At 58.2% G+C, this 11130-nt stretch carries 10 protein-coding genes and 1 pseudogene; all 11 read left to right on the forward strand.

Going from position 1 to position 11130, the window contains the following annotated elements:
• A pseudogene (locus ACWI8T_RS05750) lies at window positions 1-222 on the forward strand (site-2 protease family protein); the annotation flags it as partial.
• Window positions 223-231: 9 nt separating this feature from the next.
• A complete protein-coding gene (locus ACWI8T_RS05755) occupies window positions 232-1014 on the forward strand; it encodes a segregation and condensation protein A (protein ID WP_449138267.1) in 783 nt (260 codons plus the stop codon).
• Window positions 1014-1970 carry an SMC-Scp complex subunit ScpB gene (gene scpB, locus ACWI8T_RS05760; RefSeq protein ID WP_449138268.1) on the forward strand — a complete coding sequence of 319 codons (957 nt, stop codon included), beginning with the start codon at window positions 1014-1016 and terminating at the stop codon, window positions 1968-1970. The genes ACWI8T_RS05755 and scpB overlap by 1 nt, the downstream gene beginning before the upstream one ends.
• 3 nt (window positions 1971-1973) lie before the next feature.
• Window positions 1974-2747: a pseudouridine synthase gene (locus tag ACWI8T_RS05765; protein WP_449138269.1), complete on the forward strand. Its 774-nt coding sequence runs from the start codon at window positions 1974-1976 to the stop codon at window positions 2745-2747.
• A gap of 328 nt (window positions 2748-3075) precedes the next feature.
• Complete coding sequence (gene aroA, locus ACWI8T_RS05770) at window positions 3076-4410, forward strand: 3-phosphoshikimate 1-carboxyvinyltransferase (RefSeq protein WP_449138270.1); 1335 nt, start codon at window positions 3076-3078, stop codon at window positions 4408-4410.
• A 15-nt stretch (window positions 4411-4425) separates the two neighbouring features.
• Window positions 4426-5106 (forward strand): (d)CMP kinase, encoded by a 681-nt coding sequence (gene cmk / locus ACWI8T_RS05775; protein ID WP_114615016.1) that lies wholly within the window; start codon window positions 4426-4428, stop codon window positions 5104-5106.
• 9 nt (window positions 5107-5115) lie between these two features.
• Complete coding sequence (locus ACWI8T_RS05780) at window positions 5116-5940, forward strand: lysophospholipid acyltransferase family protein (protein WP_449138271.1); 825 nt, start codon at window positions 5116-5118, stop codon at window positions 5938-5940.
• Between the two features lie 134 nt (window positions 5941-6074).
• Window positions 6075-6902: a 4-hydroxy-3-methylbut-2-enyl diphosphate reductase gene (gene ispH / locus ACWI8T_RS05785; protein WP_449138272.1), complete on the forward strand. Its 828-nt coding sequence runs from the start codon at window positions 6075-6077 to the stop codon at window positions 6900-6902.
• Window positions 6903-7001: 99 nt separating this feature from the next.
• Window positions 7002-8204 carry a murein hydrolase activator EnvC family protein gene (locus ACWI8T_RS05790; RefSeq protein WP_417754493.1) on the forward strand — a complete coding sequence of 401 codons (1203 nt, stop codon included), beginning with the start codon at window positions 7002-7004 and terminating at the stop codon, window positions 8202-8204.
• Between the two features lie 70 nt (window positions 8205-8274).
• Entirely contained in the window at window positions 8275-9645 is a 1371-nt protein-coding gene (locus ACWI8T_RS05795; RefSeq protein WP_418861364.1) for a DUF512 domain-containing protein, read from the forward strand.
• 123 nt (window positions 9646-9768) lie between these two features.
• Window positions 9769-11094: a ribosome biogenesis GTPase Der gene (der, locus tag ACWI8T_RS05800; RefSeq protein ID WP_114615019.1), complete on the forward strand. Its 1326-nt coding sequence runs from the start codon at window positions 9769-9771 to the stop codon at window positions 11092-11094.
• Window positions 11095-11130: the final 36 nt, after the last annotated feature.

Consider the following 11130-nt stretch of genomic DNA (forward strand, 5'->3'; position numbering starts at 1 on the left):
CTCATTCCGATTCCGCCGCTCGATGGTTCGAGCATCATCGCGCTGTTCCTTAACGATAAGCAGCTGCATTCGTATTACCGTATTCAGCAGTACGCGTTGCCCGTGTTCATGATCGTGGTTATTTTGGTGCCGTACCTTTTCAACGTGAATCCCATTGGCATGTATCTCGATGCCACGGCGGGCAATTTGGCGAATTTCTGCTTCCCGTTCAAAATCTACTAGCGGTGCAGCGTGTCGTATCGCGTACGCATAGAGAGTTTCGAAGGACCTTTTGACCTGCTGCTCTACTTGGTGAGCCGTCAAAAGGTCGATATCGGGTCCATCTCAATCACCGAAATCGTCGACCAATACGTGGCCTATATCGACCGCATGCAAAAGCTCGATTTGGAAGTCGCGAGCGACTTTCTGCTTGTGGCATCGACATTGCTTGACATTAAAGCCGCTTCGCTTATTCCCAGCGAGAAAACTGAGGTCGAAGATGAGCTTGAGGAACTTTCTCCGAACGAGGCGAGAGAAATCCTCATCGAAAAGCTCATCGCCTATAAGCAATACAAGAATGCGGCTGCTGCCTTGAAAAACCGCTTCGAGCTCGAAGGACGCATGCATCCGCGTCTTTGTGGCCCCGACCAGGAATTTTTGGGAATTATGCCCGATTACTTGGAGTCGACCACGCTCGATTCGCTTGCATTTTTGTGCGCCGAGGCCATGGCTCGACGCGAGGTATTCCTGCTTGAAAGCGAGCATATCGCAGCGAAACCCATTCCCGTGGAAACGCACGTGCGCGCAATCCATAGGCGTATCAGCACGCGCAAGCGCATGATGTTCAGCGAGCTTTTGGAAGCGGCGCCCACCTTGCAGCTGCGCGTGGTCAATTTCCTGGCGATACTCGAGCTGTACAAGCGCGGTATGGTTTCGCTTGAGCAATCGGGCTCGTTCTCCGACATTCGCATCGACTATATCGAAGGCAGCGGCGAGCTTGTCTTCACAGAATCTGATGAGGAGCAGTGGACGTAATGGAAGAGCATGGGGAAATGCAATCGCCCGATATCTCTGGGGCTATTGAGGCGTTGCTGTTCGTGAGCGATGAGCCTGTGGGCGCGCTTACGATAGCCGAGATGCTAGAAGTCGATTTGAAGTCCGTCGAAGCGGCTCTCGATGCGATTCGCGCACACCTTGAGGCGGAAGATCGCGGCGTCCAGCTGCGCGAGGTTGCGGGCGGTTGGCGTTTTTATACGCATCCGCGCTACCATGGGCTTATTGAGAAATACGTGCTGTCGTGGGACACGCGCAAGCTTACGCAGGCGGCTCTAGAAACGCTTGCCGTCATCGCCTACAACCAGCCTATTACGCGCGCGGGCGTGACGTCGGTGCGTGGCGTGAATTCCGACAGCCCGATTAATTCCCTTGTCGAAAAGGGCCTCGTGCGCGAGGCGGGACGCGATAAAAATGCGCCTGGCCAGCCGATTCTCTATGCCACATCGCGTACGTTCTTGGAGAAATTCGGCCTTGCGTCAACGCGCGACTTGCCGAATTTGGAAGATTTCGCGCCCGATGAGCAGAGCCGCGAGCTGATTCGCGAGCGTTTGGGCGCGACGCGCAAAGCTCACGAAGAGCAGGTGGCGACGCTTTTCGATGACGACTTGACGCTCGATTTGGGCCTTGACGAAAGTGAGCGCATCGTAGGCGATTTCGCGCCCGCGATTGAAGGCGGAGAAGGCGACGAGCTCGCCGCGACATCGGGCATGGGTGATGCAATCGCTCAGACTTTCGGCATGCCCGAAACGGTGTGGTCGGTCGATGAAGGCGGCGAAGAAGACACGCGAGGTGTTGAAAGTGATGCTCGCGGCGCGGAAGCCGACGTTCGCGACGTCGAGGACGACGCGCGTCGCCGCGAAAGCAATTTGATTGGTGCCGAGGATGACGCTTGTAGCGTCGAAGACGCCGCAACCAACGACGAAAGTGAGGCCTAGCCGATGAGCGATCCTAAGCCCACCCAGTTTGGCCCGAACGGTGAGGCCATTGTTCCCATGCGCCTGCAGAAGTTTCTCGCGCGAGCGGGTGCTGCGAGCCGTCGTGGAAGTGAAAACCTCATGACCGCGGGCCGCGTGCGCGTGAACGGGGAAGTGGTAACCGAGCTCGGCAGCAAAGTGGACCCGCTGTGCGATGTGGTCGAGGTCGACGGCGTAGTCGTGCGCCTGTTCGATTCGTCGGTCACCATCATGCTCAATAAGCCTGCTGGATATTTGACCACCATGTCCGACCCCCACGGGCGTCCTTGTGTGGCAAGCCTTGTGCCTACCGATCGCTTCCCCGGGCTTTTCCCTGTAGGGCGCCTCGATATGGACACCACCGGCCTTCTGCTCTTCTCGACCGATGGCGAACTCGGCAACAGCTTGCTGCATCCGCGCTACCATGTCGATAAAACGTACCATGCGCGCGTCGCGGGCATTATGTCGCAAGAGCAGGCGCAGGTCCTCGAGCGCGGAATCGAGCTCGACGACGGTCCCACGTTGCCTGCCCAGGTGCGCATCGAACGCATAGCCAAAGGTAAAACCGATGTGGAAATCACCATTCACGAAGGCAGGAAACGCCAGGTGAAACGCATGTGTTCGGCAGTCGGCCACGAGGTGCTGCAACTGCACCGCTCGAACTTCGGACCGCTTGCCTTGGATGGCTTGACGGAAGGGCAATGGCGCGAGCTCAGCGATGCCGAGGTGAAAGCCCTTCGCCAAGCCGCTGGCATGTAGTACAAGGCGTGCTAGAATTTCGATAGGCAACCAGCCGTTGCCGTTCGCCTCGGACCTCACGCTCCGCTTCGGGCAGGTCCTGGCTCGCGCGAAAGCCACATTACGTGGCTTCCGGCTCGTGCGGAATCTTGCGTATCGCGAGGTTCGAGGTGAACGGCAAGGCGCAGAATCACTTGTTTGCGCTCGCTTCCCTTGGGCCGATAGATTCCGCACGAGCAGAACAGCACCTCATGTGCTGTTCGTCGCGAGCAGGACTTGACCGAAGCGGATCAAGGGGAGCGAGCGCAAACGACAGGATTGGTGGATTCGCAAGAATGAGGAGGGCAAAATGGCCATCCAGGAAAACCTTACGACTATCGAGCCGGTTAACGGCCCGCTTGTCGGCAGCATCTCGGTGCCGGGCGACAAATCCATTTCGCATCGCGCGGTGCTTTTCGCGGCGATGGCCGAAGGCACCTCGCGCCTTTCGGGTGTGCTTGATTCCGAAGATGTGCGCAGCTCTCTTGGCGCGGTAAGCAAGCTCGGCGCCAAGGTGAACCTGGAAAAAGCTCCTGATGGAAGCCTGTATGGCGGCATTACGGGTTGGGGCGCGAAGGGTCCCAGCGCGCCGAGCGAGCCAATCGATTGCGGCAATTCCGGTACCACGACGCGCTTGCTCATGGGCATTTTGGCCCCGTGGGATATTGAGGTGGAGCTCACCGGCGACGATTCGCTCCGCCGCCGCCCCATGCGCCGCGTTTCGGGCCCGCTTTCGAGGATGGGCGCGAAGTTTTTGCCCGAAGGCCAAGACACGCTGCCGCTTACGATTCATGGCACACGCAACCTCAAAGCGCTCGATTACGATGCGCCTGTTGCGTCGGCTCAGGTGAAAACCGCGATCCTGCTCGCTGGCCTTTCCGCTGATGGCACTACGCGCGTCACGGAACCCTCTCCGAGCCGCAACCATACCGAGCTCATGTTACCTGAATTTTGCGCCCATACCACGGCTGCATCGGGCGTCGCCGAAGTTGTCGGCCCAACAACGCTTAAGGCGTCCGAGGTCGTGGTTCCTGGCGACCCGTCTTCGGCGGCATTCATCGCGTGCGCTGCCGCTCTTATTCCGGGCAGCGCCATTCAAATCGAAGGCGTGTCGCTCAATCCTGCTCGCATCGGCTTTTTGCGCACGCTCGAACAAATGGGCGTCGATGCATCGCGCCGCAGCGTGTCGTCTTCGGGCAAAGAACTCTCGGGCATCATTTCGGTGCAATACTGCGACAAACTCCATGGTTGCGAGGTTCCCGCCGATAAAATTCCGTCACTCGTTGACGAAGTTCCCGTGCTCGCGCTCGTCGCGGCTCATGCGAAGGGCATCACGGTATTCCGTGGCGTTGATGAACTGCGCGTAAAGGAAACTGACCGCGTGGCCGCCGTTATCGACGGCCTTACGAAGATCGGTGTCGACGCCTGGGCCGATGGCAGCGACCTGTTCATTGAGGGCGATCCCGATTTGGTGATTCCTGAAGGCGTGAAGTTCGAAACCGGCAAAGACCATCGTCTCGCCATGACATGGGCACTTGCGGGTCTTTCGGGCAATTGTCCCGTTCAGGTTGCTGATTTCGAGTCGTGTGCGGTAAGCTACCCCGCGTTTCTTTCCGACATTCGCTCGCTTGTTCGTGAGCGCTAGAAAGGCAAACTATTCATGATTATTGCTATTGACGGCCCTTCTGGAGCTGGCAAGTCGACCGTGTCCAAATCGGTCGCGAAGGCGCTTGGCTTCAACTGCCTCGACACGGGCGCGATGTACCGAAGCATTGCGTGGTATGCGCTCGAGCATGGTGTCTCGCTTGAGGATTCTGCCGCTTTGGGCGAAATCGCGCGCGAGCGTGCGATTTCGTTTTCTCATGAGCCGGGCAATCCGGCGCCTAAGCAGGTATTCATCGACGGCGTTGACGTGACGGGCGACATTCGCACGGCGCGCATCGACAGGTCGGTGAGTTCTGCCTCCAAGCACCCCGAGGTGCGCGAGGCGCTCGTCGAACAGCAGCGCCGCATTGGCTCGCAGGGTGATTACGTGGTCGAGGGTCGCGATATTGGCACGGTCGTATTCCCCCAGGCCGAAGTGAAGGTGTTCCTTACCGCAAGCAACGAAGAACGCGCGCGCCGTCGCGTGGCGCAAAACGAAACCCGTGGCGTTGGGTCCGTTGATTTCGATGAGGTGCTCGCCGACATCGTGAGGCGCGATGAGCTCGATTCCGCCCGCGAGACCTCTCCGCTCGTTGCCGCCGCCGATGCGAAATGCATCGATTCCACCGGTTTTACGATTGACGAAATCATCGAACAAATCTGCGCTATGGCGCGTGCCGCCGGCGCGAATGCATAGGAGGAACGCGTGTTTCTCGCATACAAAGACATGTGGGATATGCCCATTGACCCTGTTGATGGTCTCGAAAAGGTAAAAGAAGGCGAGCGCGCTCCGAAGCGCGTTGGGCACTTCGTTGGCAATATCGTGTACGCGATTATTTTCATCGCGTTCAAAATCGCCTTCCGCTACAAGGTCGAGGGCATCGAAAACCTGCGCCAGTTCGATGGCGAGCGTGGCGCGGTGGTTATTGGCAATCATGCTTCCTACCTCGATCCGGCTTTCCTGTGGATCGCCGCGCGTCCGAAGCAGTGGGTGCGGTTCATGGCGCGCGACAACATGTTCGCCAACGCCGGCGGCCTTGCGGGCCAGGTGATTTCGCGCGTCGGGGCGTTTCCCATTAAACGCGGATCAGCTGATCGCACGGCAATCAAGCGCGCATCTGCCATGTTGAAGCGCGGCGAAAGCGTGGGCATTTTTCCCGAAGGCACGCGTCGCGACCGTGGCACGGCCGCGACGGAATTGCACGGTGGCGCGGCGTTTATCGCGCGCATGGGCAAAGCGCCCATCGTTCCGTCGTCTATTCGCAACGTGGATGCCATTAAGCGCAAGGGCGAGCGCATGCATTTCCCGAAGGTCACGGTGGTGTTTGGTGCCCCCATTTATCTGGAAGACTTCGACTTCCTTCCCAAGGAAGACCGTCTCGATGCTGTTTCGTGGTACGCCATGCGCGAGTGCTATGCGCTTCGTGACAATGTGAACCGCGAAGAGGTGGACATGAAATCCCTGTTCCCTGAGGCGCGCGATTTTTCCACCGAGCTTGCGGGGAAAATGCTCTCGCGCCCGATTGCTTAGCATTCGTTCGCCTGGACGATAATGCGCTGAGTTGCGAACATGGCATGCCGCCAAACGGAGAGCTGCCTGTTTCGCTCTATGGCCCAATGACAATGCTGGGGCATTTTGCCCTGCCAACCAAGGAGGATGTGCCCGTGGAAGTGATTCGCGCCAAACATGCTGGCGTTTGCTATGGAGTCGAGCGTGCACTCGATATGGCAAACGCCGCCATGCTCGACGATGAAGCCACCTATACGCTTGGACCTTTGATTCACAACCCCAAGGTCGTCGAAGAGCTCGACGCCAACGGCGTGCACGTTGCCGCATCGCCCGACGACGTGCAGGAAGGCATCGTGATTATTCGCAGCCATGGCGTGGAGCCTGACGTGCTCGCGACGTTGCGTGAACGGGGGCTTACCGTCATTGACGCGACGTGCCCCCACGTGGCCAAGGCCCAGCGCTCCGCTGCGCAGCTTCGTGATATGGGCGGTACCGTGGTGGTTGTGGGCCGCGCCGACCATCCCGAGGTGCTCGGGTTGTGCGGCCATGCGGGCGAGCGTGCCGTCGTGGTTGCCAATGCCAACGAGTTGCCTGACGAGCTTATCGAGCCCGTAGGCGTTGTGGTGCAAACGACCCAAAGCACCGAAAAGCTCGAATCGGTGGTCGAGGCCATTCGCGCGCGCGGCATTGAGCCTACTGTGAAAAACACCATCTGCTTTGCGACGCGTCAGCGTCAGGAGTCGGCCGCGCGCCTTGCCGGGGAAGTTGACGCAATCGTTATCGTGGGCGGCAAGAATTCGTCGAACACCACGCATCTGTTCGAGATTTGCAAGGCGCATTGCCCGAAGTCCCATTTCGTGGAAGGTGCCGATGAACTGGACGCTTCGTGGTTCGAGGGCTGCAAAACTGTGGGTGTGACCGCTGGCGCTTCAACCCCTGCCGATCAAATCCAAGAAGTGGTGGAATGTTTGGAAGCGATGTAATGCTTCTCGTCGGGTGTGTTTCCTGCTAAAATCGGTCTGTTGGTCTGCGCATTCTCGCATTGCGGGATGCGCAACGACAGATTAAGGAGCAACCACGCTATGAACGAAACTGGCTCTGAACTTCGCGGCTGGACGCGCCGCAATTTCTTGAAAGCTGCCGGCGTCGCGGGATGCGCGATGCTTTTCCCTTGGCTGGCATACGCCGCCGAATCTGATGAATTGAATGCGAAAGCCGACGAACTCGCCGCGTCTGCCGCCTCGAAGCAGGCCGAAGCCGACGAAATGAAGGCCAAGCTCGATTCTCTTCAAACGCAATACAACGAAGCGCTCGAGCGCTATAACACCGCAAACGACGCCCATGAGGCTGCCGTTGCCGCCATGGATGCTGCGCAGCAGCGCATTGACGAGGCTCAATCGCTCATCGAAAGCACGCGCAATCAGCTGGCCAAACGTGCGAATTCGATTTATCGCGAAGGCAGCATGAGCATGATCGACGTCATCTTCGGCTCTCAGTCGTTCGACGACTTCGTCACCAACTGGGATTCTGTTGAGCGCATCAGCCAGCAAGATGCCGCATTGGTTCAGCAGAACAAAGACGCCAAGGCTGAAGCCGAGGCGGCCCATGCCGAATACTCCAAGCAGGAAAAGGTCGCGGCGGAAGAGCTCGCCAACGCCAAGGCCGCCAAAGAAGAGCTGGAAACCGCTCAGGCTGCCCTGCAGAAGCAGTATGACGACATGAACAGCGACATTTCTGCCATTCTTGCCGAGGCCGAGCAAACGCGCATGAGCGCCGAAGAGGCCAAAAAGAAGGAAGAGGAAGCCGCGGCGGCCGCCCAAAGGGCAATTCAGCAGAGTTCCGCCAGCGCCGGCTCCTCGAGTGGCTCCTCTGCGAGCTATTCCGGCAGCGTTTCGGGCTGGGTGAACCCGGCTCCTGGCAAATACGTCACGAGCGGTTTTGGCTGGCGACCCTCCATTGGCGATTTCCACCAAGGCGTCGACCTCTCGAATTCTTACGAGCCCGTCTACTGCATGGCCGACGGTACCGTTACCACGGCTGGCTGGTTTGGCACGGGCGGCATCGCCGTTACGGTCGACCATGGCGGCGGTTTGGTAACGTGGTACCTGCATAACTCCCAGGTGCTCGTATCGGTTGGTCAGCACGTTTCTGCTGGCCAGCAAATCTCGGTTTCCGGCAGCACGGGCTTTTCGACGGGCCCCCACCTGCACTTCCAAATCAATACGGGGTGCAGTAATGGCGTAACGGGCACGGCCGTGAACCCGGCGGCCTATTTCGGCTGGTAGAAACTCTCGAATGTGTCATTTTGCGGGCGGCGTGCGGCCGCCCGCTTTCGTATTGAGGAAAGGAGTGTGCATGGCAGAGAGTCGCTATGTGCACGAATATCCGGGCGCTCCCGAAGGCGGCGGCGAAATCATCAGCGTTGCCGAAGGCTCGCCGTTCGACGACGCGGGCTTCACGCCGGGCTGTCGTATTCTTTCCGTCGACGGAAACTCCCTGCGTGATGTGCTCGATTGGCGGTGGTATGCCGATGGCGAGGAAATCACCGTTGCGTATGTCGACACCGACGGCGAGGCGGGCGAGGTCGACCTCTTCCGCGACGAGGGCGAAGATTGGGGCATCGAATTCGACGGCGCCGTATTCGATAAAATCAAAACGTGCCGCAATGCCTGCGTGTTCTGCTTCATGCGCCAGCTTCCCGAAGACGCGCGCGCTTCGCTCGTGCTGCGCGATGACGATTGGCGCTTGAGCTTTCTGCAGGGCAATTTTGTCACGCTCACGAATTTGACCGAAGACGATTTTGAGGAAATCGTTGAGCGCCATATCTCGCCTTTGCGCCTTTCGCTGCACTGCATCACGCCCGAAGTGCGCCGCAAAATGATCGGAAAGCATGCGCCGCATGGCATTGAGATGCTCGAGAGGCTGCTCGATGCAGGCATCGAATTCGATGCTCAAATCGTGCTCACTCCGGGTTATAACGATGGCCTCGAACTGCAGAAAACGCTCACTTGGGCTTATATGCATCCTGGGATTCTGAATATCGGCATTGTGCCGCTTGGGTATACCAAGCACCAGTGCTCGTTCGAGAAGAGCTACAACGACGTCGATGCCGCACTTGATGTGATCGATACCGTGGAGCCTATGCAAAAGCATGCCTTGGCCGAGCGCGGCTTTCCGTGGGTGTATTTGGCTGATGAGTTTTACTGCAATGCATATCCCGACAGCTTGCTTGAGCATCTTCCGCCCACCGAGCATTATGGCAACTTTGAGATGTTTGAAGACGGTATTGGCATTGTACGTACGTCGGTTGATGAATGGGAATCGTGCGCCGAACAACTCGAACATTTGGCCGAAGTGCTCGAAGAGGAAGATGCTCGCGTGTACTACATCTTCGGCGAGGCGCAGCGACCCTGCATGGCTCGTTTGATGGAAGAGGCTCCTACGAAGGGTCGCCTGGTACCGCTCGTAGTGAAGAATAACCACTTCGGCGGCAACGTCGACGTCACCGGTCTTCTGTGCGGCTTTGACGTGGCCATGGCGATTCGAGGCATTTCCGCCCACGACTACGTGGTGCTTCCGAAAATCATGTTCAACTCCAACGGCTATACGCTTGATGATATGACCGTGGACGATATTCGCGACACGTCGGGCGTGCCCGTGACCGTGGTATCATGCAGCGTGCCTGAATACCTTGCCGAAATCGAAGAATTGGTCGTTGGCTATTAGGTGAAATTGCAAGTGTGTTGCGCTGGGCGCGATGCGGCCATGCCGCGAAGCGCCATGCGCCAGTCCGTGCCCGGCGCTCGGTTGGAGCTTATGTCGCAACCAACTATAGATTGAGGATCAACCATGGCTTTACCTGTTGTTGCTATTGTGGGTCGCCCCAACGTGGGCAAGTCCACGCTTGTCAACCGCATTGCCCGTAAGAACGAGGCTATCGTTCACGAGATGCGCGGCGTCACGCGCGACCGCTCTTATCATGAGGCCGATTGGAATGGCGTGCATTTCATGCTCATCGATACCGGCGGTATCGAGATGGGTGACGAGGACGCGTTCCAGAAATCCATTCGCGAACAGGCGTTTGCTGGCGCGAACGAGGCTGACGTCGTGATTTTCCTCGTCGACGGTCGTACGGGCGCCACGCCCGATGACATTGAAGTGGCTCGCGTGCTGCGCAAAAGCGGTAAACCCGTGCTGCTCACGGTGAACAAGCTCGACAACCCTGATAAGGAAGACGAGGCCCTGTGGGAATTCTATAGCCTGGGCCTGGGCGACCCGCGCCCCATTTCGGCTTCGCACGGCCACGGCACGGGCGATTTGCTCGACGAGGTCGTCGAAGAGCTCGCCAAGCTTCCCGCGCATGAGGAAGTTGAGGAAGAAGAAATCATCAACGTCGCTATTATCGGCCGTCCGAATGCGGGCAAAAGCTCTCTTACGAACCGCCTTATCGGCGTTGACCGTTCTATCGTGAGCGATGTCGCTGGCACGACGCGTGACGCGATTGATACCATGGTTGAGCACGACGGCAAGAAATACAAGATTGTCGACACGGCGGGTTTGCGTGCCAAAAGCAAGATCGACCAAGATGTCGAATACTACAGCTTCGTTCGTGCGATGCGCGCCATCGACCGCGCTGACGTGTGCCTGCTCGTGATTGACGCCACGCTCGGACTGACCGACCAGGACCAAAAAGTCGCCGGCTACGCGCAGGAACGTGGCTGCGCCATGGTGATCCTGCTCAATAAGCGTGACATCGTTGAGTCGGGCGAACAGCTCGAAGATCTGCGTGACCGCATTCATGACCGCATGATGTACGTGGGTTATGCTCCTGTTATCAGCATTTCGGCGCTTACCGGCAAAGGCGTGCTGCGCATTTGGGATGCCATTGACAAGGCATACGATGCCTTCAGCCGTCAGGTATCCACAAGCAAACTCAATGCGTGGCTCGAGGGCGTGCGCGAATTCGGCCATACCGTGCGTAAGGGCAAGGCCGTTCTGAAGCTGAAGTACATGACGCAAACGCATATTTGCCCGCCCGAGTTCACGCTGTTCTGCAACCAGCCCGACCTGGTGCGCGAAAATGATAACTACCAGCGCTTCCTCGAGAACCGCTTCCGCGATACGTTCGATTTCGAGGGCACGCCCATTCGTTGGAAGTTCAAGAAGAAGGACTAACGGAACATGATAGATGCATTGGTTGCGCTTGGCGTG

The organism is Slackia sp., from assembly GCF_977041755.1.

Bases quoted from the DNA above. Each gene is read 5' to 3' on its own strand.
- scpB (WP_449138268.1), top strand. From the start codon at position 1,014: ATGGAAGAGCATGGGGAAATGCAATCGCCCGATATCTCTGGGGCTATT.
- ACWI8T_RS05765 (WP_449138269.1), top strand. From the start codon at position 1,974: ATGAGCGATCCTAAGCCCACCCAGTTTGGCCCGAACGGTGAGGCCATT.
- aroA (WP_449138270.1), top strand. From the start codon at position 3,076: ATGGCCATCCAGGAAAACCTTACGACTATCGAGCCGGTTAACGGCCCG.
- cmk (WP_114615016.1), top strand. From the start codon at position 4,426: ATGATTATTGCTATTGACGGCCCTTCTGGAGCTGGCAAGTCGACCGTG.
- ACWI8T_RS05790 (WP_417754493.1), top strand. From the start codon at position 7,002: ATGAACGAAACTGGCTCTGAACTTCGCGGCTGGACGCGCCGCAATTTC.
- ACWI8T_RS05795 (WP_418861364.1), top strand. From the start codon at position 8,275: ATGGCAGAGAGTCGCTATGTGCACGAATATCCGGGCGCTCCCGAAGGC.
- der (WP_114615019.1), top strand. From the start codon at position 9,769: ATGGCTTTACCTGTTGTTGCTATTGTGGGTCGCCCCAACGTGGGCAAG.